The organism is Tatumella terrea, assembly GCF_039523755.1.
In the GTDB taxonomy this organism is placed as follows: Bacteria; Pseudomonadota; Gammaproteobacteria; order Enterobacterales; family Enterobacteriaceae; genus Tatumella; species Tatumella terrea.
Genome location: NZ_BAAAFX010000006.1, coordinates 112,536 through 137,316, shown reverse-complemented (window position 1 = coordinate 137,316; position 24,781 = coordinate 112,536). Strand labels below are relative to the sequence as shown.

The following is a 24,781-nucleotide window of genomic DNA, read 5'->3' as shown; positions in this document are numbered from 1 at the left end:
TTTGATCTTCTCGTAAGGTGTACCGGACCGATACCGATGAAGATGAGGAGACCGTATGGACACGGTTGAAGAACTTAAGGGTACGTATTTTTATAGAGGAATTCCCAACCTTTCTGCAGGAGAATTATTTCCCGGGTTCTCTCCTGATGCTGTAAATGAGCAGTCTGGTACATCTGACATTGTGGCCGTTGCATGCTAATTCCTGGCCAGCCTGTTCGACCCACAAGGGATAAATTTGGCGGTGCAACGAAAGGGACATCTGTAGCATCGGAAATGGCACGACGGCGTCTTAATCCGGAGCTACCCTTTCGTCTCCCGACATTCACTAATGCCAGCCTGCGAACCTTAAAACCTAAAATGGTTAACCCTCCTGGAGCATTCGTCGGGCGTACGGTTCCTGTATTGGGGTGGGTCATCGTCGCCTCTGATGTGGCTACAATCGCTTTCAGGGCTACAGTAAATTACAACCGCATTGCCAGGGGAAACGATAAAATATGGTGACCGATGAAAAAGTCCTTAATTACTTTCGCCGGCAACTACCGGTGGTTAAATCGTTACTAATGAAATCCATTCCACTTGATGCAGGCACTATTCTGCAGGAATATGCTGAAGTAGAAGATCTAGCGCTTGCGATAGATAAATTCTCCGAAGAATTTGATATTGATGTCTCATCATTAAATATTGAAAATTATCTCCCGTGGAATATTCCGTGGTTTTTCCGAAGCTGGTTTACCAAAAAACCGGTAACACAATCCAAAAAAACGCTCACCGTCAGAATGTTTGCAGAATCTGCCAGAGCAGGACGCTGGTTATATGATTAACCCTTACTTTCCGGGAGCGACGACTCCCGGACGTTGTTTTCAGACACCTTCTGCAGCAAATATTCGGAGGTTTAATACCTTAAAACAGCAGCTGGTTCTGTATTTTTAGCCTGTCGTCTTTTGAACACAAGGAGGCCGTATGGACACGGTTGAAGAACTCAATGGAACTTATTTTTATGCAGGAAGATCTAACCTCAAAGCAAGCGAACTATTTTTCATGATTTTTGGTGAAAAATTTGTAGAGCAGCCTGGATTAGGGGTAGCTGATTTTTCCGCTGTAGTCGCTTTACTGGCTGGAAGGAATGATCAGCTAACGAGAACCAAGCCTCGCGATGCAATCGACGGAACCTCTTACCTATCAAAAGCATCACGCAGAGCCTTTGGCAACGCTAAATTCCCATACGGGATCAGATTACCAACCTTCATCGGCGGTTACACTCCCTGGACAATGAAACCCCGAATGGTCGCCAAAGTAGGAACGTTTGTTGGCCGAACTATTCCTGTCATTAGCTGGGTAATCTTAGCCTCTGACGTGTCACAAATTTCATATAAAACCGTTCGTGATTACAATAAAATTGCCAGGGGTAATGATAAGGTATGGTAACGGACAAAGAGGTTCTTAAATTCTTTAGTAACGAGCTATCAATACCGCTTAACCGGAAGTGGCGTCCAATCCCTTTGGAATTAGACACACATCTACAGGACTATTGCGCTCCCGATGAACTTCCTTATGTGATCGAAGATTTTGGTCAGAAATTTGGTATTGATGTTTCTGAAATCAATATGAATCGTTACTGTCCAATAATAAAAATATCATTATTTAAGCGATTAATAAAAGGCCGGGAAATCATGAGGAAAATAGTCTCTGAGCGCCCGCCATTTACCGTCAGAATGTTCGCTGAATCTGCCAGAGCAGGACGCTGGTTGTATGATTAACCTTCCCTTTCAGGGAGCGATGATTTCCGGACGTTATTTTCAGATGCCTTCTGCAGAAAATAACCAGGGGTTTTTATTAGCCAACACGATCAAAGGGAGTTTCATACGTATCAATCGGAGCAATAGCTTTGTTTAGGAAACAATCCCATACGTATCTTCTTTTGTAAATAAGGCGAAGTAATCTCCAATACTGAAAAATCGATAAATAGTATGTCGGGGATGAAGGTATTACTAATACAGATTTTTTGCAGTCAGTGGAGTTGAAGCCAGAAAAATGGAAACTCTATAAACATATATCTTCTGCTTAGATGAGGATTAATCATGGATGATGGCATAAAAATAGTGATTTCACCGGTTCAGCTTGCTGCAGTACTGACTGATAGCTCTGTGACGGAAGGTGAGACGCTAAGTAATCGTCTATATGGAGGGCTGGGACTCGTAATGGGGACGTTGGAGCTTGCTGGCGCGAGCGCGCTGTGCATGGTGCCTGAACCTACCGGTCTGACCAAGGCTGCATGCGTAGTTATTGGAGCCCATTGTATGGACAGTATTAATACTGCTTTACGGGTTTATTCAGGTCAAAATATACAAAGTGCAACTTTCCGTTTAGCTGTGGCGATGGCTAAAAAATTCGGCGCTGATGATGACACTGCCTGGAACATTGGATTGACCGTAGATGTAGGTGTGCCGGTGGCTTTTTCTATTGGGCTTGGAGCTGTGAGAGTAGCTTCTGTGCGCGTGGGAAGAATCCAACTGATTCAACATGAATCAGCACCAGGGGTAAAACCTGGTGGCCATACGATATCAAGACATGTTGCCAAAACACAGGATGAATTAGCAAAGCGCCTTGAAAGTACTGCACATCTGATGCGAAAGCCTAATATGGTCAGTTCATTTAGTAATATCAACCTGGCAGAGAAATCCATCGCTAACGCGTTGAAGGTAAATAAAGAGTGGATAAAAATTTTGGCTTCACGCCAGGCACGGCATAATCTAATTATTACCTACGATGCCGGAAAAATTATTGGTTACTCACTTTTCATAGGTAGTGACAAGTTAATAAATACGACTAAAGTAAAGATTGTACTTAAATACAAAACTTATAATGGTAAGCCATATTATATTTTAACCGCATTTCCGGAGGTTTAGAATTATGCTTTCAACTACCCAGATTGATATTATGATTGAAGGTACACTTAATCAGGACTTCGACTATATTACCGGAGCTAAAACTATTGATGATGCCATCGATATTTATACAAAAGGATTAGCTACCCAAGACCATCAGGATTTAAAAAAAGAAGTGTTAGCATTTCTTTGTAACGATGACAATGCTATCAAATCAGAATTCAAAACGCGTTATTGTAATTATTTTTCGGCAGAGGAAGGCAAGGGATTGCTTTTACGCGTGCTTAAGGGTCTGGAAAAAGCGGAGAAGAATTGAGAGTTAGTCAACGAAGAATCATTAGTCTCGTACATCAGATGATCACCGTCTGTTCGCCACTGCGACCTTGCTGCCTGGATTCTAACGAGATTATTGTCTTCGGTTGCCCGCCCCCCCCAAATAAAGGGACTTTCTCGCTGATAAGGCTCTTAAGTAAAGTAAGCAGGGTTCTGTCCTTGCGACCGGATGACAAGCCTCAGTGTGAACCGTTCTGTTGATGACCCGGCTGATCTACCGATATTCGTGAGGCGGCACGTATAATTACCGCAGTTTTTCAAGAACAATACCGCTAATATCGAGGCCAGGACTATTACCGGGTGGAGGAAGCAGATGACAGATCGAGCAACCGACGATAAGGCTGGCAGGGATATCTGGATGGGCAGTACTGAACTCATTTCAACGTCGAATCTACATATAGTTCCGGATCACAAGCCTTATAACGGTAAACCCTGGTCCATTCTCACAGCCTTCCCTGGAGGGTAAAAACGGTGAAAACATCCTATCCGTTAATCAAAAATCTGATGGGTGCGTATCTCAATCAGGATTACGATTACATCTGTGAAACAGATTCTATTGAAGGGGCTATGGATTACTACATCTCCGATTGCCCGACCGAATTTCCGGGCCAACTGGCCGACGAATTTGAACTCTTTCTCACTGATTACCCGGATAACCCGGACAAAGCGTTTGAGGAAATTTTTCAGCCCGGAATTATTATTACGGATATCCGGATATTCTTTAGAGTTTTTATCCAAAAAATTATCAGGACCGATAAGGAATAGCAGCTTCAGAATTCAAAACCTGAGTTTATGCGTTACTTTAACTGCCAGGAAAAACTGCCAGAACATTGGGAATTCGTAATATTTCACCCTTTACGGGTCGCTCAATTCCTTTAGCCGGAGTGATTATCCTTAGCACTGATATCTTGCAAATCGCCTATCGTACATCACGTAACTACAACATTATTGCTCAGGGAAATGATAAGTTATGACAGATAAAATCATAGAGCCTAAAGTGTATGAGCTGGTGAGGCCTTATGCCGGCACTTATCTATTTAATCTAAAAAAGGTAGAGCTGACACCTGACACTGATTTGGATACCGATCTAAGTATTGACGAACTTGAAGCTGAAGATCTGATGAATGACTTTTTCAGGGAATTCAGTGTCGAACGGGGCCATTTCAAAATTGAAACTTACTACCCCTCTGCACATTTAACCTGGAATTGCTTCAGGAAACCTCTGCCAATACCTGTCCCGGACTTCACTATCCGCATGCTTATCGAATCAGCAAAGGCAGGACGCTGGTTATATGATTAACTCCTCTGTTCCGAAGCTATCCTTAAGTATATGCCGTCAACCAATGCCGGGATCTGGTAGAGAGTAAGTACCTTGTGCATTACCGGCATGCCACCTCACAGGTCCCCGGATACGGTCAGGTTGCAGCCAACAACCTCACCACCGCGTTTTCCAAAACCCGGGACAAATGTGGCCTGAACTGGCCACCGGATGCTGCCCCGACCTTCCATGAGCAACGCTCTCTTTCCGAACGTCTGTATAAAGCTCAGGGGATAGATACTAAAAATCTGCTGGGTCATAAATCACAACAACAGACGGATAAATATCACGACGACCGGGGAAAAGACTGGATCACTATAGCGATTTAGGACCGGGTTTTGATAACTCATTTTGATACCCCTTAGCACGCTAATAAAAAACGGGTTCTTTTCAGAACCCGTTTTTTATTAGCGTATCGGCGGTGTGGCCGGATTACATATGGCTGATAATCGCATCACCTAACTCTGAGGATTTCAGCAACTTAGCGCCGTCCATCAGACGTTCGAAATCGTAGGTGACGGTTTTGGCCGCGATGGCACCTTCCATACCTTTAATGATTAAATCAGCCGTTTCGATCTAGTCCATGTTGCGCAGTATCATTCTTAGAATATTTTATTTACCACATAAAAATAAATATTCAAAGTTAAAAAAATAGTATCGTGAGAGAAGGTAGATCCTGAAAAATTAATCAACTAAAATTCTTCAATTAAATTGGTTGGAAAGTAAATAATATAAATCATAAAAAATATTTACTATTCTGTTCATAAATTGAAACTTAGCAATATTTTTATCAAAGATTATCAATCACGTTGTAAATTTTTTTCGCATCTGGTCGCTACTCGAGCAGATAGGAACATTCCTATTAACGCCCCACTACATGTCACAGTCCATGTCCATTCCCATCCCCGGGCAAGCAACGAGATTTCGGCAATCAGCGGGGGTGTTATTAGCATGCCAATAGAGGTCAACTGCTGTACCCAACCAACACAACCCGCAATAGTCTCTTCAGAAGGAGATATTTGTACTACAAGTGCATATGTTATCGCAGGAATCACTCCACCTATAGCTGAGAATAGTAGTACAGCGATATATTTGACCCCAAAGATATCAGGAGTGAAATCAGAAAAGGCAAAAACAGGCATAACCATGATAAGAACATACCCTGTAATTAGAATTCTGCTTTTTTTAAATCCTCGATGCATCAAAACTGCAGCAACTACATTCCCTAAAATATTAACGAAAGCAGCGGCAGCTGTCAGCATTCCTGCCATAATTTTCCCAATACCAGCTCCTGAATAGATAACAGGAAGAAAACCAATTATCGTTATCCATTGCCCTGTATATATTCCGAATGCAATACCCAGGCACCATGCATTCGAATTTTTCAGAACAGTGATGAACGTCCTTAACCATATAGTCCTGGAAATAGTATTGGATATCGTACTTACATTTATTCTTGATAAAACAGGATTCACATATAAGTAAAGTAATAAAGCACTCAGAGCAGATAGAACTGCAGCGATAAACCACCAGGTCTTCCACCCAGCGAGTTCTAAAATATAGGGCCCAGTTACAAAAGAAGCAGAGGTTCCTATCGCCACAAAACATCCCCAAAGACCCAGACAGAATGAAAGTTTAGATGCAGGAACAATTTCGCGAATGAGCCCTGGAGTGGGCAGTACTATCATCAGATACCCCACACTTTCAATCGCTCTTAGTGCTAATAGTTGGCTGGGACTGATAATCAGGAAAACAGCGATACTTGCGCAAAAGAGTAAAAAATGCCCTATCAGTAGGCTCCGTAATGAGCCTACACGACTGCATATCAGACCTGCAAAAACACCTGATAACGCTCCAGCAACCTGCATCAGAGATAGAAGAAATGCCGATTGCACTATAGTTATTTCCGGCTGAAGGTGAATAGACTTCAATGCCGGAGAAACTTTTCCAAGATGAAATGCAGCAATAACCCCTGAAAATAGAAGAGTGTTGACTGGTGTGAAAATTTTGGAAAAAACTGGAAGTTTCATTCATTAAACCATAAAATTCAAAAATGAAATTATATTATTAACTCATGAAATTTTTTTGCTTTTCTCACTAAGAAAAACTATAAACTATGAAACCTGAATTTCACTTTTTGTATATTTATGAAAAAAATATTATCACTCGATTCACTTGACCGAAGAATACTCCAGTCTCTGCAGAAAGATGCAGCTATCAACGGAGCTACTCTGGCTAATGCTGTGGCGACTTCTCCTGCTTCCTGTTGGCGCAGGATCAGAGCGATGGAAGCTAGCGGAGTAATTACTAAAACCGTTGTCCTGGTTGACAGAGAGATGTTAGACCAGAATGTCGACGTTCTTTGCTTTCTTAGGCTAAAGAGCCATTCAGAAAACGATGCAAAAGCATTCGAAACGCTTGTACACGAACAGGAGTGTATTCTTGAAGGATATTCGGTATCGGGAGAATGGGATTACATGTTAATGGTAGCCGTAAAGGACATACGCCAGTACGAGAATTTTTTAAAAAAAGTTCTTTTGAACCATCCATCAGTGGCAACAGTGAATTCACAGTTCTCCCTTGCAAGGATAAAACATACAACCCGAATTCCCGTGTAATTAGAAATTCAAAAAAGGCTAATTAATTATGTTAAGAGTGAGAGTTGCTTCAGCCGATGACTGCACAACCATAGCGAACCTGGCCTCAAATTTGCTCACTGAGATAAACAGAGATAACAAGACGATTACAATAACTCAAGAAAGAGTCAAACTATTCATTGAGTCGTCTATCCCTACAGTAACTTTCCTGGCTGAAAATGATACATTACCTGTCGGGTTTATATCAGCTGTTACTTCATCGGCTATTTATTCAGAGAAAGATTTTGGGATAATAAATGAGCTATATGTAGAGCCTTTGAGTAGATCAGAAGGTATTGCTGCTCAACTGATAAAGGCATTAACTGATCATGCGGTTAATATAGGCTGGTCGTCGTTATCTGTTGGAACTCCGCATCAGCCACAATGGATCAGAACTCTAAATTTTTATAAAAAGCAAGGGTTTGTTGAAATCGGTCCAAGGCTCCGACTAAAGCTCACTAACTAACAATGCGATGCTTTAGGAGTGACCCTGGATGATGTTATCAGGTGCTGCAGAGATTACGCCCTCAGTCCTTTCCTGATTGCGATTTAGGACCGGGTTTTGATAACTCGTTTTGATAATATTTTGATAACCCTTAGCACGCTAAGTAAAAACGGGTTCTTTTCAGAACCCGTGCTTATGTATCAGCGGTGTGGCCGGATTACATATGGCTGATGATCGCATCACCAAACTCTGAGGATTTCAGCAACTTAGCGCCGTCCATCAGACGTTCGAAATCGTAGGTAACGGTTTTGGCCGCGATGGCTCCTTCCATACCTTTAATGATTAAATCGGCCGCTTCGGTCCATCCCATGTGACGCAGCATCATCTCCGCGGAAAGGATCACTGAGCCAGGGTTCACTTTATCCTGACCGGCATATTTTGGTGCGGTTCCGTGGGTGGCTTCAAACAGTGCACATTCGTCACCGATGTTCGCTCCCGGAGCAATACCAATACCGCCCACCTGTGCTGCCAGCGCATCTGAAATGTAGTCGCCGTTCAGGTTCATACAGGCAATCACATCGTATTCGGCCGGACGCAGCAGGATCTGTTGCAGGAAGGCATCGGCAATAACGTCTTTGACAATAATGTCTTTGCCGGTGTTCGGGTTCTTAAAGGTCATCCACGGGCCGCCATCCAGCAGCTCGCCACCGAATTCTTCTTTCACTAACTGGTAACCCCAGTCTTTGAAAGCACCTTCGGTGAATTTCATGATGTTGCCTTTGTGAACCAGTGTCAGTGAATCGCGGTTATTCGCAATGGTGTATTCCACCGCCGCGCGCACCAGTCGTTTGGTGCCTTCTTCAGAACACGGTTTGACCCCGATACCACACTGTTCAGGGAAACGGATCTTTTTCACTCCCATTTCTTCACGCAGGAAGTTGATCACTTTATTCGCTTCAGCACTGCCGGCTTTCCATTCGATACCGGCATAGATGTCTTCAGAGTTTTCACGGAAGATCACCATATCGGTATCTTCAGGGCGTTTTACCGGGCTTGGGGTCCCGCGGTAGTAGCGGACCGGACGCAGACAGATGTACAAATCGAGTTGCTGACGCAGTGCCACGTTCAGGGAGCGGATACCGCCACCCACAGGAGTGGTTAATGGACCTTTAATCGCAACGCGGTATTCTTTGATCAGATCCAGGGTTTCCTGCGGTAACCAGACATCCGGACCATACAGCTCAACGGATTTTTCACCGGTGTAGATTTCAAGCCAGGAGATCTTACGTTTGCCCTGGTAGGCTTTCTCTACCGCGGCATCAACGACTTTTAACATTACCGGAGAAACATCAACACCAATTCCGTCCCCTTCGATATAAGGGATCACCGGGTTTTCAGGAACAACCAGTTTACCCTGATCCAGGGTGATTTTCTGGCCTTCCGCCGGAATGACAACTTTGCTTTCCATCAACCTCTCCTTCGAGCGATTTTATGTTAATGATTTGTAATATGCCGGGCCATGGTACTGCAATTTTCCGGCAATAGCATGCAAAAAAACCGAACCTGTCGGACGCTTTCCTGTGTCACGCATGCTAAGAGTATTACCCCAAAAAGTGGCCGCTGATAAGTCTTTTATTCACTGCGCTCCGGATTAACCTTTTCAATTTGTGATGTCTGCCGCGGAAATCCGGCTCAGGGTAACTGCCCGAAAAACCGGCAGTTATTGCCTGTTTCCCTGTCTCTGCGGCTTTCTGTTGCTGTCTGCCCCTGCAGTTCAGGCTATACTGGCGCGATGATCCTTAAGAAGTAAAATTATGCAAATTAAATCCCGACCCGCACGACGTCCCCGGCGCCCTGCTGCCGTGGTCAAAGAGTCTGCCCCCCGCAGAGTGATACTGTTTAACAAGCCCTTTGATGTCCTGCCGCAATTTACCGATGAAGGTGGCCGCCAGACATTAAAAGCTTTTATTCCCGTCACGGGCGTTTATGCTGCCGGCCGTCTGGACCGGGACAGCGAAGGGCTGTTACTGCTGACCAACGATGGCAAGCTGCAGGCCCGCATGACACAACCGGGTAAGCGCACCGCGAAAATTTACTACGTTCAGGTGGAAGGTGAACCTGATGAGGCTGCTCTGCAGCGTCTGCGCGACGGTGTGGTATTAAAAGATGGCCTGACGTTACCGGCCGGGGTCGAAAAAGTGCCTGAACCGGAATGGCTCTGGCCCCGTCAGCCACCGATACGTGAACGTAAATCTATCCCGACCCAATGGCTGAAAATTGTTCTCCATGAGGGACGTAACCGGCAGGTGCGAAGAATGACCGCGTTTATCGGCTTTCCGACCTTGCGATTGATCCGCTATGCCATCGGCAGTTATACCCTCGATAATCTCGGCAACGGTGACTGGCGTGATGTGAGCCCTGCGGTGTAAGCTGGCCGTTCTGTCCGGCACAGATTGCCGGAGCCCGTCACCTTTCACCGGGGGTCATTATGTTCAGCCCGCATATTACTGTTGCCTGTCTGGTCCATGCCGAAGGTCGGTTGCTGGTCGTCGAGGAAGACATTAACGGCAAGCCAACGCTTAACCAGCCCGCCGGACACCTGGAAGCGGATGAAACTCTGCTCCAGGCAGCCCGCCGGGAACTGTATGAAGAGACCGGTCTGCAGGCGGAACCGCAATACTTTCTCGGCGTTCATCAATGGATTGCGCCGGATAACACCCCGTTTATCCGCTTCCTTTTTGGCCTCGACCTGCCCTTTTGTGCGGAAACCGCTCCGCTGGACAGCGATATTACCCGCTGCCACTGGCTGTCGCCCGGGGACCTCCTGGAGGCAGAGAACCTGCGTTCGGTGCTGGTCGCAGAGAGTGTCCGCCTCTGGCAACAGGGCGAACGCTATCCGCTTGGCCTGGTCTGTGCGTTCAATTGGCCGTCCGTCGGGGATGCGTAACCGCAGGCATCATGGTAGAATGTGCCGCCAGTTTTTCTTAAATGTGTCTTGTGTGAGTAGGTCATGTCTGACAATAGTCAAAAAAAAGTAATCGTCGGGATGTCCGGCGGCGTTGATTCCTCTGTTTCTGCCTGGTTACTGCTGCAGCAAGGCTACCAGGTTGAAGGCCTGTTCATGAAGAACTGGGAAGAAGATGACGGAGAAGAGTACTGTACCGCAGCCGACGATCTGGCTGACGCACAAGCGGTTTGCGATAAACTGGGTATCCGGCTGCATAAAATTAATTTTGCCGCTGAATACTGGGACAATGTGTTTGAACATTTCCTGGAAGAATATAAGGCCGGCCGGACCCCGAACCCCGATATCCTCTGCAACAAAGAGATCAAATTCAAAGCGTTTCTGGAATTTGCCGCCGAAGATCTGGGTGCCGATCTGATAGCGACCGGACACTATGTCCGTCGTCAGGATAAAGACGGTAAAAGCCAGTTACTGCGTGGCCTGGACAGCAATAAAGACCAGAGCTATTTCCTGTATACCTTAAGCCACCAGCAGGTTGCTCAAAGCCTGTTCCCGGTCGGCGAACTGGAAAAACCGGAAGTCCGCCGTATTGCGGAAGAACTGGACCTGATCACGGCACGTAAAAAAGATTCCACCGGTATCTGCTTTATCGGTGAGCGCAAATTCCGCGACTTCCTGGCCCGCTACCTCCCGGCACAGCCAGGCGTGATTGAGAGCACCGACGGACAGGTATTAGGCGAACACCAGGGGCTGATGTACCACACCCTGGGGCAGCGTAAAGGGCTGGGGATCGGTGGCCTGAAAGACAGTAATGATAATCCGTGGTATGTGGTGGATAAAGATGTTGCCGGTAACCGTCTTATCGTTGCCCAGGGCGCTGAACATCCGCGCCTGATGTCTGTGGGCCTGATTGCACAGCAACTGGACTGGGTCGACCGTCAGCCGGTGACCGAACCGCTGCGCTGCACCGTGAAAACCCGTTACCGCCAGACCGATATTCCTTGTACCGTCACCCCGCTGTCCGATGACAGAATCGAGGTGCGTTTCGATGCGCCTGTTGCCGCGGTTACCCCGGGTCAGTCCGCAGTCTTTTATCTGGGCGACGTCTGTCTGGGTGGAGGCGTTATCGAACAACGCCTGCCGCTACCGATAGCGCAATAGCCTCCGGAGGCGCAGTGGCGAAAAATATATATGATATTACCCTGGCACTGGCCGGGGTTTGTCAGGCAGCCCATCTGGCACAGCAGCTGGCGCATCAGGGCCATTGCCCGCAGGATGTTTATGAGGTTTCCCTCCGCAGTCTGCTGGATCTGAATCCGGCAGACACGCTGGCCGTGTATGGCAAAGACGAGTCTAACCTGCGTTTCGGGCTGGAATCCTTAATCGCCGTGCTTCATAATCCCTCCCGTCAGGGCGCTGGCGCCGAAATTACCCGTTATACCCTCAGTCTGCTGATGCTGGAGCGCAAGCTGCACAAAAACAGCAAAGCGATGACAGCGCTGAGCGAACGTATCGCCAATCTCGACCGGCAATTACAGTTTTATGAACTGGACTCAGAGACGATCACCGCGGCCATCGCCGGGATTTATGTGGATGTGATAAGCCCTGTGGGACCGCGGATCCAGGTCACCGGTTCGTCGGCTATTCTGCAGAACCCGCTGGTGCAGAGTAAAATCCGCGCCACCCTGCTTACCGGCATCCGTGCCGCCGTGCTCTGGCAGCAGGTGGGTGGCGGACGACTGCATCTGATGTTCAGCCGGTCACGCATCGTGGACGAAGCAAAACTAATTTTATCCCGTTTGTCGCCCGGCGTTTAACGGCGACAGCCTTACTGCTTTTACAATGATTCAGGAGTTGCACTGATGGAATTATCTGCACTGACCGCCGTTTCCCCGATAGACGGACGCTATGGGGAAAAAGTCAGCCCGCTGCGCGCAATTTTCAGTGAATTTGGGTTACTGAAATTCCGTGTTCAGGTTGAAGTTCGCTGGTTACAAAAACTGGCCTCAACCGCAGAAATCAGGGAAGTTCCTGCATTTGACGCCAACGCAAACGCTTTCCTTGACCAGATTGTCGACAATTTCAGCGAAGAAGATGCGGCGCGCATCAAAACCATTGAGCGCACCACTAACCACGATGTCAAAGCCGTCGAATATTTTCTGAAAGAAAAAGTCGAAGCGGTCCCTGCCCTGCATGCTGTTTCTGAATTTATTCACTTCGCCTGCACCTCTGAAGATATCAATAACCTGTCTCACGCCCTGATGCTGGAAACGGCACGCCGGGAAGTGATCCTGCCATACTGGAAGAAACTGACGCAGGCTATCGAAGGTCTGGCCGAAGAATACCGTGAACTGCCGCTGCTTTCCCGGACTCATGGTCAGCCAGCCTCCCCGTCGACGATGGGGAAAGAGATGGCGAACGTGGCTTACCGTATGGCCCGCCAGGTACGCCAGCTGGAGCAGGTGGAAATCCTGGGTAAAATCAACGGTGCCGTAGGTAACTACAATGCGCACCTGGCCGCTTACCCGGAAGTGGACTGGCATCGTCTGAGCGAAGAGTTTGTGACCTCTCTGGGGGTCCGCTGGAACCCTTACACCACACAGATCGAACCGCATGATTACATCGCTGAGCTGTTTGATTGTGTGGCACGATTCAACACCATTCTGATCGATTTCGACCGTGATATCTGGGGTTATGTCGCGCTGAATCACTTCAAACAGAAAACGATCGCCGGTGAGATCGGGTCTTCCACCATGCCGCACAAAGTGAACCCGATCGATTTCGAAAACTCAGAAGGTAACCTGGGCCTGTCCAATGCGGTATTACAGCATCTGGCGGCGAAGCTGCCGGTCTCCCGCTGGCAGCGTGACCTGACCGACTCAACCGTATTACGTAACCTGGGTGTCGGTATCGGCTATGCAGTCATCGCCTATCAGTCCACGCTGAAGGGTATTTCCAAACTGGAAGTGAATGCCGACCGCCTGCTGGAAGAGCTGGACCGCAACTGGGAAGTGCTGGCAGAACCGGTACAGACCGTGATGCGCCGTTACGGCATCGAAAAGCCGTACGAAAAACTGAAAGAGCTGACCCGTGGACGTCGCGTGGACGCTAAAGGCATGCAGGAATTTATTGATAACCTGCCGCTGCCGGAAGACGAAAAAACCCGTCTGAAAGCCATGACGCCAGCTAACTACATCGGTCATGCCGTGAAACTGGTTGATGACCTGAAATAAGTCTGCCACGCAGACCGGGTTTCCGGTCTGCGTTAATCCCCTGTTTACTTCATTTCACGTATACTCCCCCCCATAGTTTTTACTGCCTGCCTTTGAGGTTGTTATTATGCGTGTGCTGGTTATTGAAGATAATGCGTTACTACGTCATCACCTGGCTGTACAGCTTCGGGATATGGGCCACCAGGTGGATGTGGCGGAAGATGCCCGTGAAGCCGATTATTTTCTGACAGAACATGAACCCGATGTGGCATTAATCGACCTCGGCCTGCCCGGTGAAGACGGGATGAGCCTTATCCGGCGCTGGCGGACGCAGGCGGTGAAACAGCCCATCCTGGTACTGACCGCCCGGGAAGGCTGGCAGGCAAAAGTGGAAGCCCTGGAAGCCGGTGCGGATGATTACGTCACCAAACCCTTTCATATTGAGGAAGTCGCTGCCCGCCTGCAGGCACTGATGCGTCGTAACAGTGGTCATGCTTCACAACTGATAGAATACGGCCCGTTTCAGGTCGATCTCTCCCGCAAGGAACTCACCATCGCCGGTCAGGCCGTACGGCTGACGGTGTTCGAATATACCATCGTCGAAACGCTTATCCGTAACGCCGGAAAGGTGGTCAGTAAAGAATCGCTGATGCTGCAACTCTATCCGGATGCCGAGCTGCGGGAAAGCCATACCATCGATGTGCTGATGGGCCGCCTGCGTAAGAAAATCCAGCAGCTTCACGCAGGAGAAGTGATCACCACCGTCCGCAGTCAGGGCTACCGCTTTGAGTGCCGGTAAACACTGGTTGCCGTGGCCGTCGCGCCGGGGGCCGCTTTCACTGCGGGTCCGTTTTTTGCTGGCGGCGTCTGTCCTCGTGCTGTTCCTCTCTCTGTCTTACGGTGTGGTGGCGGTGTTCGGTTATGCCATCGGTTTTGATAACAATACCTACCGTGTGATGCGCGGTGAAAGTAACCTGTTTTTCACACTGGCACAGTGGCAGGATAATAAGCTGACCATCGCCAAACCCGAGCGTATCAAACTGAATTTTCCGACGCTGGTGTTTATCTATGATGAGCACGGGCGTCTGTTATGGCAGCTTCGCGATGTGCCGGAAATCCGTTCTGAAATCCGTCCCGGCTGGCTGATGAAGAGTGATTTCTACGAAATAGATACCAATAACCGCACCAGTCTGGAAGCCATCGGGGATAACCGCGAAGCCAGACAGAAAATGAGCCAGCTCGACAGCGACGATACCTTTACCCACTCCGTGGCGGTCAGCCGGTACGATGCCACACCCAGTTTGCCGGCCCTGACTATCGTAGTGGTAGACTCTATCCCCCAGGAACTGCAGCATTCCAATGTGGTGTGGATGTGGTTCAGTTATGTGCTGGCGGCCAATTTACTGTTAGTGATCCCCTTACTGTGGCTGGCGGCACGCTGGAGCCTGCGGCCTATCGGTCATCTGGCCGCCCAGATCCATGAACTGGAAACCAGTCAGCGGGAAAGCCTCGACCCGACGCCGCCGCAGGAACTGCGTAGTCTGGTTCGTAACCTTAATCTGCTGCTGAATAATGAACGTCAGCAGGGAATGCGCTACCACAATACGTTATCGGACCTGACCCACAGCCTGAAAACACCGCTGGCTGTCCTGCAGAGTACACTGCGTTCTTTGCGCGGCGGCGCGGCTATCAGTGTTGAGGAAGCCGAACCGGTGATGCTGGAGCAAATCAGCCGTATCTCACAGCAAATCGGTTATTACCTGCACCGCGCCAGCCTGCAGGCAGACCATAATCCGCTGCAGCGCGACCTGCACTCGGTACCGGCGCTCTCGGACAGTCTCTGTTCTGCCTTAAATAAGGTCTATAAACGTAAGGGGGTCGACCTGACGCTGGATATCTCCCCGGAGATCACTTTCTGCGGTGACCAGAATGACTTTATGGAGGTCATGGGGAATCTGCTGGATAACGCCTGTAAGTATTGCCTGGAGTTTATCGAGATCACGGCCCGGCAGACCGATACCGCACTGCATCTGTTTATTGATGATGATGGCCCCGGTATCCCGGACAGTAAACGTTACCTGATTTTCCAGCGCGGTCAGCGGGCGGATACACTGCGGCCGGGTCAGGGGATCGGTCTGGCGGTTGCCAGGGAGATCGTCGAACGCTATCAGGGCGATATTATTGCCCATAGCAGCCCGCTCGGCGGTACACGGATGGAAGTGATTTTCCGGCTCCAGCAGATGTAAATTGGCCGGACGCAACCGGCTGCGGGCTGATATACTGGCGCGATTACTTCAGAACAACAGAAGGCGTCTATGGACTACCCACTTTCAATTAACTGGCCGGAATTTCTGGCGACCTACTGGCAGAAAAAACCGGTCGTTATCCGCCAGGGCTTCGCCGGGTTTACCGACCCGATCACCCCCGACGAACTGGCCGGTCTGGCGATGGAAAACGAAACCGACAGCCGGCTGGTCAGTCAGCAAGGCGACAAATGGCAGGTCAGCCACGGCCCGTTTGAAAGTTTTGATCATCTGGGAGAAACTCATTGGTCGTTACTGGTTCAGGCGGTCGACCACTGGCATGCGCCGTCTGCCGCGTTGATGGCCCCTTTCCGTGCCTTATCTGACTGGCGGATGGATGACCTGATGGTCTCTTTCTCTGTGCCCGGGGGCGGCGTAGGCCCGCACCTGGACCAGTATGATGTGTTTATCATTCAGGGCAGCGGCCGGCGTCGCTGGCGGGTCGGGAATAATGTCCGGATGGAGCAGCATTGCCCTCACCCCGATTTATTACAGGTGAAACCCTTCGATGCCATTATCGATGAAGTGCTGGAGCCCGGTGATATCGTTTATATCCCGCCAGGATTTCCGCATGACGGCTATTCACTGGAGAATTCACTGAACTACTCCGTCGGATTCCGCGCGCCCTCCGGTAAAGAACTGCTGAGCAGCTTTGCCGACTATATGCTGGCGAATGAACTGGGCACACACCGGTACAGTGATCCGGACCTGCCACTGCGCGAGCACCCTTCGCAGATCCTGAGCGGCGAAACCGATCGCATCCGTCAGATGATGACGGACCTGATCAATGAACCGGCGACGTTCAGTCAGTGGTTCGGTGAGTTTATTTCCCAGTCACGTCATGAACTGGATGTGGCCCCGCCGGAACCCCCCTATCAGCCGGACGAAGTGCTGGAGGCCCTTCAGCAGGGGGAACCGCTCACCCGTCTGGGTGGATTACGGGTATTACAGTGCAATGACACCGTCTTTATTAATGGTGAGAGCCTGACCAGTGCCTGGCCTGATGCCCTACATGCACTGGCCAATAAGCCCTCGCTGGAAGCGGCTGACTTTGCGGATGCCCTGGATGACCCCGCGTTCCTGAGCCAACTGGCCGGTCTGATCAATTGCGGCTACTGGTATTTTGGTGACGGGGAAGAATAATCCCGCCCGCAAGCCGCAACGGCCACTTTACCGGCTGTTGCGGCGATCAGTGGCCTTCGCAGGCCAGCTCCGCGATACCGGCAATTAACTCCACGCTCTGTTCCATCATATCCAGCGATGCAAACTCATATTTACTGTGAAAGTTAAATCCCCCGGTAAACAGATTCGGGCACGGTAATCCCCGCCAGCTAAGGAATGCACCGTCTGTTCCGCCACGGATGGGTCTGATTTTCGGGCGGATCCCATTTTTTTCCATCGCACGCAGCACCAGCTCGATGACCTGCGGATGGGCCTCAATCTGGCTGCGCATATTGCGGTAGCTCTCATGAAAGGTGACCGACACGGTCGCTTTTCCGCCGAAGGCCTGATTCATCTTTCCGGCGATCGTTTCCAGTGTCTGACGGCGTCCCTCGAAGGCCTTCCCGTCAAAATCGCGGATCAGATAATGCATTTCGGCTTTTAACGCATTCCCTTTCACAGAGTTCAGATGCCAGAAGCCCTGATGCCCTTCTGTTGCTTCCGGCTTCTCATTTTCCGGTAACTGACCATGGAACGCCCAGGCCAGCTCCAGCGCATTGATAAGTTTATCTTTAGCATACCCGGTGTGTGCACTCTGTCCGCAGATCCGGATAACGGCATCCCCGGCGTTAAAGTTTTCGTATTCAAATTCACCCGAACCGCCGCCATCGACGGTATAGGCCCAGTCGGCACCGAATGCCTGGATATCAAATAACGGTGCCCCCGCCCCGGTTTCTTCGTCAGGGGTGAATGCCACCCGGATTTTCCCGTGAGGCCGTGTTTTCAGCCTGGCCAGTGCCGTCATAATAGCCGCAATCCCGGCTTTATCGTCGGCACCCAGCAGGGTTTTGCCGTCGGTCGTGATCAGTGTATGACCATGCAGTTCATGTAATACTGGCATCGCTACCGGCGATAACACTTCATCGCCGATCCCCAACGCAATATCACCGCCGCGATAATTTTCCACCAGCTGGGGATGGACATGCTTGCCGGTAAAATCCGGTGCGGTATCCAGGTGCGCGATGAACCCGATCACCGGGGCTTTCGCCGTAGTATTGGCCGGCAGCGTTGCCATCAGGCAGCAATGGTCACTTAAGCTGATATCGACACACCCCAGCGACTCAAGCTGTGCTTTGAGTACCGAGGCCAGCAGCCACTGCCCCTCACTGCTGGGGACCTGCACGGCACGGCATTGTATTTTCGATTGTGTATCTATCTGAACATATTGTAAAAATCTCTCCAGTAATTGGTCCATAGTACCCTCCTCTTAAACCCGAAAGGTATTATTGCCCCCGCGACAGGGTTTTATTTTGTCCGAGGTCATAAAGCGTTCGGTTATTATTTTTAATTAGTTCTTTCCGGTCATTGTTAGCAGACTGCCGCCGGACCCGGGGTTTCCGCTGCGCCCCTGACGGGCAGATGCGCTGGCGACGGCCTGTTTCACTGGCAATCGGGGATAATTCAGGTATCATCCCGCGCTTAATTGTGGCAAGCCAGCCGGGCTGGTTTCGCTTATCTGCTCTCATTTCAACTGAGTGACTAAAATGACGCAAACATGCGCGCAACAGGCGCTGGTTACGCTTTCTGGCATCAGTAAAGCATTTGACGGAAAGTCAGTGATTTCTGACTTCGACCTCACCATCGGACATGGCGAGTTTGTGACCCTGCTGGGGCCTTCCGGCTGCGGTAAAACGACCATCCTGCGGCTGATTGCCGGACTGGAAAACGCAGATCAGGGGCAGGTCACTCTGGATGGCCAGGATATTACTCATCTGCCGGCCGAAAAGCGCCATATCAATACCGTATTTCAGAGCTATGCCCTGTTCCCGCATATGAACGTGTTTGATAACGTGGCGTTTGGTTTACGGATGCAGAAAACCCCTGCCGCCGAAATTACCCCGCGGGTTAACGAAGCCCTGGCGATGGTGCGCTTGCAGGAGTTTGCTGACCGTAAACCTTCGCAGCTCTCCGGTGGCCAGCAGCAACGTGTAGCGATCGCCCGTGCCGTGGTTAACCGCCCCAAAGTCCTGTTACTGGATGAATCCCTGTCGGCGCTCGATTACAAGTTACGTAAGCAGATGCAGAACGAGCTGAAAGCATTACAGCGTAAACTGGGGATTACCTTTATTTTCGTGACCCATGATCAGGAAGAAGCCCTGACCATGTCGGACCGGATAGTGGTCCTCAGGGACGGTAATATTGAGCAGGATGGCTCACCGCGGGCTATCTACGAGGAGCCGGCCAATCTGTTTGTCGCCCGCTTTATCGGGGAAATTAACCTGTTTGATGGCCGGGTGATCCGCACCGGGCCGGACGGCGCGACTCAGGTTGAGATCAGTGGTTACGAATATCAGGTACAGTGTCCGTTCCCGGTCAGCGCCGGAGATCGCGTCAATGTGCTGCTACGTCCGGAAGATTTGCGCATCGATGAAGTGCGTAATGCCGGCAGTGCTCAGGGGCTGACCGGATATATCCGTGAACGGAATTATAAAGGCAGCACCCTTGAGTCGGTGGTGGAACTGGATAATGGCCAGAACATTACCGTGAGTGAATTCTTTAACGAAGATGACCCTGACTTCGATTATCTGCTTAATCAGAAAGTGACCGTGAGCTGGGTCGATCACTGGGAGGTTGTATTGCCCTATGAAGCTGATGCGTAATCGCTTTCAGACTGTCGTTGTTACGGTGATCACCGGCTGGCTGGTGCTGTTTGTGCTGGCCCCGAACCTGATGATCCTGCTGGCCAGTTTTCTGACCCGCGATGACAACAATTTCATCCGCATGGTATTTACGCTGAGTAATTATCGCCGGCTGGCGGATCCGCTGTACATCGATGTCCTGGTGCATTCCCTGAATATGGCTTTTATTGCGACCGTCTGCTGTCTGCTGCTGGGTTACCCGTTTGCCTGGTGCCTGAGCAGTTTACCGGCACGCTGGCGTCCGGTGATGCTGTTTTTACTGATCCTGCCCTTCTGGACGAACTCGCTGATCCGTATCTATGCGCTGAAAATTTTTCTCAGCGTCCGGGGCTGGCTGAATAATTTCCTGCTCTGGGCCGGGGTGATCGACCATCCGCTACGGATTATGTATACCCCCGAGGCGGTGATCCTGGGGCTGGTCTATATTCTGCTGCCATTTATGGTGATGCCGCTTTACTCCAGTCTGGAGAAGCTGGATAAGCCTTGTCTGGAAGCGGCCCGGGATCTGGGTGCCGGCAGGCTGCAGACGTTTATGCGGATAATTCTGCCCCTGACCATGCCGGGCGTGATTGCCGGGTGTCTGCTGGTATTTATCCCGGCGATGGGGATGTTTTATGTGTCTGACCTGATGGGCGGAGCCAGAAACCTGCTGATCGGTAATGTCATTAAAACCCAGTTCTTATCGCTCAGAGACTGGCCTGCAGGGTCCGCCACCAGCATCATTATGACGGCACTAATGGGGCTGATGTTACTTCTCTACTGGCGCTCGGCGAAGGCGATGAACAAAAAGATTATCGGGATTAACCGATAATTCCGGCCTCAGTGGCATGGGGAGGTCCGGGGATACCGGCCTCCCCTTTTGTTTGTCTGCATCCTCGGGCCTCTGCCGGGAGCGCGCTGTCTGAGCGTCCTTTGACGCCTCTGCCCGTTTCAGCGTCAGAAGCAGGGCCGGTGGCGATGGGTAATAGAATGCTGGCGTGAGTTGTCCTGCGGCCTCTGCCGTGTACAACGCGGCCCGGCAGGCGGTGTTCATCAGTTAACTGCCGCTACTGATCGTGCTTTCGGATAAAATCGTGTAGAATGCGCGGCCTTATCAACTAACAGATGAATATACGCACTGTATCGAGGCAGGTGAGGCGAATACACGAGTGGTCAAAAATAACCTAACTTCGGGGCTTTTTCCCCGCCATCTCCCGGCTGAAACGGTCTTACGAGGGGGCTTCTTATGCTAATGCGCTGGCTTCGTAACGGCTTTATGTCGATCATTTACGCCTGGTTTTATATCCCGATAGCGATCCTGGTCATCAATTCATTTAATCAGTCGCGTTTTGGCATCAACTGGCAGGGCTGGACGACGAACTGGTACAACGTGCTGCTGAATAACTACAGTCTGTTACAGGCTGCCAGACACTCGTTACTGCTCGGCGTGACTTCTGCCACCTGTGCGACATTGCTGGGCAGTATGACAGCCGTCGCCCTGTACCACTATCGGTTCCGCGGTAAGCCGCTGGTGAACGGCATGCTGTTTGTGGTGATGATGTCACCGGACATCGTGATGGCCATCTCCCTGCTGGTGTTATTTATGCTGTTGGGGATTTCGCTCGGTTTCTGGACGCTGCTGATTGCCCATATTACCTTCTGTCTGCCATTTGTAGTGATCACCGTCTTTTCGCGGTTACAGGGTTTTGATATTCGTATGCTCGAAGCCGCCAAAGATCTGGGGGCGAATGAACTCACCACCCTGCGTCGGATTATTTTTCCGCTGGCACTTCCGGCCATAGCGGCGGGCTGGCTGCTGAGCTTTACCCTGTCGATGGACGATGTTGTGGTCTCCTCCTTTGTGACCGGACCCACCTTCGAGATCCTGCCGCTGAAGATCTATTCGATGGTGAAGGTCGGGGTTTCTCCGGAAGTGAATGCACTGGCGACCTTACTGCTCTGCCTGTCACTGATTCTGGTGGCCTGCAGTCAGTGGCTGACACGTGATAAACATTAAAAGTTACCGAGGATAAAAATGAAAAAACTATCACTTTTACTGGTTGCTCTGACCGCAGCATTCACCCTGTCAGCCGCACGGGCAGATGACAGCAAAACGCTCTATTTTTATAACTGGACCGAATATGTGCCGGACGGACTGCTGGAGCAGTTCACCAAAGAAACCGGCATTAAAGTGGTTTATTCGACTTATGAGTCGAACGAGAGCATGTACGCCAAACTGAAGACCTGGAAAGATGGCGCTTACGACCTGGTCGTCCCTTCGTCTTATTACGTGGCGAAAATGCGGAAAGAAGGCATGCTGGCGCAGATCGATAAATCACAGTTGTCTAACTTCAAAAATCTGGACCCCGCACTGCTGAATAAGCCTTTCGATCCGAATAATGAATACTCAGTACCTTACATCTGGGGTGCGACGGCAATCGGTGTCAATACCAGTGCCATTGATCCTAAAACCGTCACCAGCTGGGCAGATCTGTGGAACCCGAAATACCGCCAGAGTATCCTGCTGACCGATGATGCCCGTGAAGTGTTCCAGATTGCCCTGCGTAAACTGGGTTATTCCGGGAACACCCGTGACCCGAAACAGATTGAAGCGGCCTATCAGCAACTGCGTCTGTTAATGCCCAATGTGCTGGCGTTTAACTCTGATAATCCCGGTAACCCGTTTATGGAAGGCGAAGTCAATCTGGGGATGATCTGGAACGGTTCCGCTTATGTGGCCCGTCAGGCAGGCACTCCGCTGCAGGTGATCTGGCCTAAAGAAGGCGGAATTTTCTGGATGGACAACCTGGCGATCCCGGCCAATGCCAGAAATAAAGCCGGTGCGCTGAAACTGATTAACTTCCTGCTGCGTCCGGATATTGCGGCAAAAGTGGCGAAGACCATCGGTTATCCGACTCCGAACCTGGCGGCCCGTAAACTGTTGCCACCGGCCGTGGCGAATGATCCTTCACTGTACCCGCCAGCCAGCGTGTTACAGAACGGTGAATGGCAGGACGATGTCGGTGATGCCAGCCGTCTGTATGAAACCCTGTTCCAGAAACTGAAAGCAGGCGAGTAACCCGAAACCCCGCACCTGTTGCGGGGTTTTTATTGGTCAGACTGCGGGTCCGGCCGATGGTTCAGAATACTGAGCGGCATTGAACAGAAAAGCTTACTGATGCCGGGCCATACTCCTGAGCACGGGCTGCACCGGCCACACGCTGCAGAGCCGAAATAATTGACCGGTTTTACGCCGGCTATCGGCAAGGATCTCAGCCGTTACGTCATGCCAGGCCCGCCGACGCCGTTATCCCCGATCGGTATAAACAGGTTTTAGCCCCCTGAACATTCAGTCGTACAACAGGCTGCTTTTTTGCTGCAAGGCGGTGGCGGATAAACGATTACCCGTGGCGGCGCGGGGTTAACCGACGCAAAAAAACTGCACCTTACTTCGCCGGGTATCCGGCGTTTGGGGTGCAGTCAGCATCTTCGCGGGGGTATCGGCGGTACGGCGCGTTAACGTTTCAGAGAGCGGATCAGGTCGCAGATAAATTCCGGCACCAGTTCACTGGCGGGCCCGTAATGGCATTCGGCAAACTCTGAGGTCACCTGGCTGGGAACCAGATTCAGCTCTACCGTATGCGCTCCCTGCAAACGCGCTTCGTGAACAAAGCCTGCTGCCGGGTAGACATGGCCGGACGTTCCGATGGCGATAAATAGTGTGGCCTCTGAGAGTGCCTGATAGATGCGATCCATCTCCAGCGGCATCTCACCGAACCAGACAATATGCGGGCGCAGTACTGACGGAAACTGGCAGCAGGTACAGCGATCATTCTCCGTGATATCCCCCGGCCACGGGATCACCTGCCCCGTCTTTTCACAGCGCACTTTCAGCAGCTCACCATGCATATGAATAATACGCTGACTTCCTGCCCTTTCATGCAGGTTATCGATATTCTGGGTCACCAGTAACAGGTTATCTCCCAGCAGGGATTCGAGTTCAGCCAGCGCATAATGTGCAGCATTCGGTGAGATGTCTGCGGAGGCTAATTGCTGACGCCGCTGATTATAAAACTGCTGGACGAGTTGCGGGTCACGCTGAAATCCCTCAGGCGTGGCGACATCATCGACTTTATGCTCTTCCCACAGTCCGTCTTCGGCCCGGAAAGTACGGATTCCGGATTCCGCTGAAATCCCGGCACCGGTCAGTATCACCACTTTCGGCCGGCGGATCAGCGCCATGCGCTGTTCATTCTGGTCAGATTCGAAAATAGACTGACGTACCCGCAAATGTCTCTTACGTTTCTGTTTACGGAAACGGGTGATCCGGACGCGACGTCGCGGTGTTCGCATATCAATTCCTCTGCTGCATGTCTTCTGAAAGTTGCGGACTCTGCTGTCACAGGGATGCCATAAGGTAACCTGTGGCTGCCGGATTCCTGCAGAACACTGGCAGATCACAGGATAACCGGCTGCCAGCGCGGAGTAAGAATAACAGTTTTCTGCAGAGGCCTAAACCTTTCCCCGGCCGTTCCCTTTCCTGTCTCCCGCTGCAGAGCGCCTGTACACTGCCCGAATCCCGGTCCGCCGGGCATGCCTCTGCGGCACCAGACTCTTCACTGGTGCCGTGTTCGTTCAATGCGCAGAGAGTCATCCCTTCTTGCCGTGAACGGCTGTCCTGCTGCGGTAAGAGGAATATTTCCGTAAGGCGGGTCCCCGGGGCATCACTTTGCTCGGGAGCCGTGTTCGCTGAATACACAGCAAGTCACCCCGTCTTGTCGTGAACGACTGTCCTGCGGCGATAAGGGGAGTATTTCCGTAAGGCGGGTCCCCGGGGCATCACTT

26 protein-coding genes and 3 pseudogenes are annotated in these 24,781 nt (G+C 50.5%); 24 read left to right on the top strand and 5 right to left on the bottom strand.

Annotated elements, in window-relative coordinates:
* Nucleotides 1-55: 55 nt before the first annotated feature.
* The 10 genes and pseudogenes from ABD035_RS03670 to ABD035_RS03625 all read left to right on the top strand — a co-directional run.
* Nucleotides 56-501, top strand: a pseudogene (locus tag ABD035_RS03670) (STM2901 family protein).
* Entirely contained in the window at nucleotides 495-821 is a 327-nt protein-coding gene (locus ABD035_RS03665; RefSeq protein WP_343867773.1) for a DUF1493 family protein, read from the top strand. The pseudogene ABD035_RS03670 and the gene ABD035_RS03665 overlap by 7 nt, the downstream one beginning before the upstream one ends.
* A 139-nt stretch (nucleotides 822-960) precedes the next feature.
* Nucleotides 961-1,425: an STM2901 family protein gene (locus ABD035_RS03660; protein WP_343867771.1), complete on the top strand. Its 465-nt coding sequence runs from the start codon at nucleotides 961-963 to the stop codon at nucleotides 1,423-1,425.
* On the top strand, nucleotides 1,419-1,757 hold the full coding sequence (locus ABD035_RS03655; RefSeq protein ID WP_343867769.1) for a DUF1493 family protein: 339 nt from the start codon (nucleotides 1,419-1,421) through the stop codon (nucleotides 1,755-1,757). The genes ABD035_RS03660 and ABD035_RS03655 overlap by 7 nt, the downstream gene beginning before the upstream one ends.
* Before the next feature lie 321 nt (nucleotides 1,758-2,078).
* Nucleotides 2,079-2,906, top strand: coding sequence for an RNase A-like domain-containing protein (locus ABD035_RS03650; protein ID WP_343867767.1), 828 nt, complete (start codon nucleotides 2,079-2,081; stop codon nucleotides 2,904-2,906).
* Between the two features lie 4 nt (nucleotides 2,907-2,910).
* On the top strand, nucleotides 2,911-3,201 hold the full coding sequence (locus tag ABD035_RS03645) for a contact-dependent growth inhibition system immunity protein (RefSeq protein ID WP_343867765.1): 291 nt from the start codon (nucleotides 2,911-2,913) through the stop codon (nucleotides 3,199-3,201).
* A gap of 488 nt (nucleotides 3,202-3,689) precedes the next feature.
* Entirely contained in the window at nucleotides 3,690-3,983 is a 294-nt protein-coding gene (locus ABD035_RS03640) for a contact-dependent growth inhibition system immunity protein (protein WP_343867763.1), read from the top strand.
* 65 nt (nucleotides 3,984-4,048) lie between these two features.
* Nucleotides 4,049-4,192, top strand: coding sequence for an STM2901 family protein (locus tag ABD035_RS17690; protein ID WP_486388819.1), 144 nt, complete (start codon nucleotides 4,049-4,051; stop codon nucleotides 4,190-4,192).
* Nucleotides 4,189-4,518 (top strand): DUF1493 family protein, encoded by a 330-nt coding sequence (locus ABD035_RS03630; RefSeq protein WP_343867761.1) that lies wholly within the window; start codon nucleotides 4,189-4,191, stop codon nucleotides 4,516-4,518. Before ABD035_RS17690 ends, ABD035_RS03630 begins: the two co-directional genes overlap by 4 nt.
* Nucleotides 4,519-4,553: 35 nt before the next feature.
* Nucleotides 4,554-4,865, top strand: a pseudogene (locus tag ABD035_RS03625) (site-specific integrase); the annotation flags it as partial.
* Between the two features lie 103 nt (nucleotides 4,866-4,968).
* Here ABD035_RS03625 and ABD035_RS03620 read toward each other — a convergent pair.
* Nucleotides 4,969-5,109, bottom strand: a pseudogene (locus tag ABD035_RS03620) (NADP-dependent isocitrate dehydrogenase); the annotation flags it as partial.
* A gap of 227 nt (nucleotides 5,110-5,336) precedes the next feature.
* Nucleotides 5,337-6,566, bottom strand: coding sequence for an MFS transporter (locus tag ABD035_RS03615; RefSeq protein ID WP_343867759.1), 1,230 nt, complete (start codon nucleotides 6,564-6,566; stop codon nucleotides 5,337-5,339).
* A 117-nt stretch (nucleotides 6,567-6,683) separates the two neighbouring features.
* Here ABD035_RS03615 and ABD035_RS03610 point away from each other — a divergent pair, with 117 nt between their 5' ends.
* Together ABD035_RS03610 and ABD035_RS03605 are read left to right on the top strand one after the other, a co-directional pair.
* Complete coding sequence (locus tag ABD035_RS03610; RefSeq protein WP_343867757.1) at nucleotides 6,684-7,154, top strand: Lrp/AsnC family transcriptional regulator; 471 nt, start codon at nucleotides 6,684-6,686, stop codon at nucleotides 7,152-7,154.
* Nucleotides 7,155-7,182: 28 nt separating this feature from the next.
* Nucleotides 7,183-7,638, top strand: coding sequence for a GNAT family N-acetyltransferase (locus ABD035_RS03605; protein WP_343867755.1), 456 nt, complete (start codon nucleotides 7,183-7,185; stop codon nucleotides 7,636-7,638).
* A gap of 196 nt (nucleotides 7,639-7,834) precedes the next feature.
* Here ABD035_RS03605 and icd read toward each other — a convergent pair whose 3' ends face one another.
* Nucleotides 7,835-9,085 carry an NADP-dependent isocitrate dehydrogenase gene (icd, locus tag ABD035_RS03600; RefSeq protein ID WP_212712307.1) on the bottom strand — a complete coding sequence of 417 codons (1,251 nt, stop codon included), beginning with the start codon at nucleotides 9,083-9,085 and terminating at the stop codon, nucleotides 7,835-7,837.
* Nucleotides 9,086-9,431: 346 nt separating this feature from the next.
* Between icd and rluE the strand changes: the two genes are divergently transcribed.
* The 8 genes from rluE (at nucleotide 9,432) to ABD035_RS03560 (ending at nucleotide 17,240) form a co-directional block, all read left to right on the top strand.
* Nucleotides 9,432-10,046 (top strand): 23S rRNA pseudouridine(2457) synthase RluE, encoded by a 615-nt coding sequence (gene rluE / locus ABD035_RS03595; protein WP_343867752.1) that lies wholly within the window; start codon nucleotides 9,432-9,434, stop codon nucleotides 10,044-10,046.
* A gap of 59 nt (nucleotides 10,047-10,105) precedes the next feature.
* Nucleotides 10,106-10,564, top strand: coding sequence for an NUDIX domain-containing protein (locus ABD035_RS03590; RefSeq protein WP_343867750.1), 459 nt, complete (start codon nucleotides 10,106-10,108; stop codon nucleotides 10,562-10,564).
* A gap of 63 nt (nucleotides 10,565-10,627) precedes the next feature.
* Entirely contained in the window at nucleotides 10,628-11,743 is a 1,116-nt protein-coding gene (mnmA, locus tag ABD035_RS03585) for a tRNA 2-thiouridine(34) synthase MnmA (protein ID WP_343867748.1), read from the top strand.
* A 14-nt stretch (nucleotides 11,744-11,757) separates the two neighbouring features.
* On the top strand, nucleotides 11,758-12,399 hold the full coding sequence (gene hflD / locus ABD035_RS03580) for a high frequency lysogenization protein HflD (RefSeq protein WP_212712303.1): 642 nt from the start codon (nucleotides 11,758-11,760) through the stop codon (nucleotides 12,397-12,399).
* A gap of 45 nt (nucleotides 12,400-12,444) precedes the next feature.
* Nucleotides 12,445-13,815: an adenylosuccinate lyase gene (gene purB / locus ABD035_RS03575; protein WP_212712302.1), complete on the top strand. Its 1,371-nt coding sequence runs from the start codon at nucleotides 12,445-12,447 to the stop codon at nucleotides 13,813-13,815.
* A gap of 106 nt (nucleotides 13,816-13,921) precedes the next feature.
* Nucleotides 13,922-14,593, top strand: a complete 672-nt coding sequence (phoP, locus tag ABD035_RS03570) for a two-component system response regulator PhoP (RefSeq protein ID WP_212712301.1) — start codon at nucleotides 13,922-13,924, stop codon at nucleotides 14,591-14,593.
* Nucleotides 14,580-16,040, top strand: coding sequence for a two-component system sensor histidine kinase PhoQ (phoQ, locus tag ABD035_RS03565; protein ID WP_425579701.1), 1,461 nt, complete (start codon nucleotides 14,580-14,582; stop codon nucleotides 16,038-16,040). Before phoP ends, phoQ begins: the two co-directional genes overlap by 14 nt.
* Before the next feature lie 69 nt (nucleotides 16,041-16,109).
* A complete protein-coding gene (locus ABD035_RS03560) occupies nucleotides 16,110-17,240 on the top strand; it encodes a ribosomal protein uL16 3-hydroxylase (protein ID WP_212712300.1) in 1,131 nt (376 codons plus the stop codon).
* Between the two features lie 46 nt (nucleotides 17,241-17,286).
* Here the strand turns inward: ABD035_RS03560 and pepT are convergent, their stop codons facing one another.
* Nucleotides 17,287-18,513, bottom strand: coding sequence for a peptidase T (gene pepT / locus ABD035_RS03555; RefSeq protein WP_343867745.1), 1,227 nt, complete (start codon nucleotides 18,511-18,513; stop codon nucleotides 17,287-17,289).
* Between the two features lie 289 nt (nucleotides 18,514-18,802).
* Between pepT and potA the strand changes: the two genes are divergently transcribed.
* The 4 genes from potA (at nucleotide 18,803) to potD (ending at nucleotide 23,015) form a co-directional block, all read left to right on the top strand.
* Nucleotides 18,803-19,918, top strand: a complete 1,116-nt coding sequence (gene potA / locus ABD035_RS03550) for a spermidine/putrescine ABC transporter ATP-binding protein PotA (protein WP_212712298.1) — start codon at nucleotides 18,803-18,805, stop codon at nucleotides 19,916-19,918.
* Nucleotides 19,902-20,768 (top strand): spermidine/putrescine ABC transporter permease PotB, encoded by an 867-nt coding sequence (gene potB, locus ABD035_RS03545; RefSeq protein ID WP_212712297.1) that lies wholly within the window; start codon nucleotides 19,902-19,904, stop codon nucleotides 20,766-20,768. Before potA ends, potB begins: the two co-directional genes overlap by 17 nt.
* Nucleotides 20,769-21,182: 414 nt before the next feature.
* Nucleotides 21,183-21,953 (top strand): spermidine/putrescine ABC transporter permease PotC, encoded by a 771-nt coding sequence (gene potC / locus ABD035_RS03540; protein WP_212712296.1) that lies wholly within the window; start codon nucleotides 21,183-21,185, stop codon nucleotides 21,951-21,953.
* Nucleotides 21,954-21,971: 18 nt separating this feature from the next.
* Complete coding sequence (potD, locus tag ABD035_RS03535) at nucleotides 21,972-23,015, top strand: spermidine/putrescine ABC transporter substrate-binding protein PotD (protein WP_343867741.1); 1,044 nt, start codon at nucleotides 21,972-21,974, stop codon at nucleotides 23,013-23,015.
* Nucleotides 23,016-23,452: 437 nt separating this feature from the next.
* Here the strand turns inward: potD and cobB are convergent, their stop codons facing one another.
* Nucleotides 23,453-24,289 (bottom strand): Sir2 family NAD+-dependent deacetylase, encoded by an 837-nt coding sequence (gene cobB / locus ABD035_RS03530; RefSeq protein ID WP_343867739.1) that lies wholly within the window; start codon nucleotides 24,287-24,289, stop codon nucleotides 23,453-23,455.
* Nucleotides 24,290-24,781 lie beyond the last annotated feature (492 nt).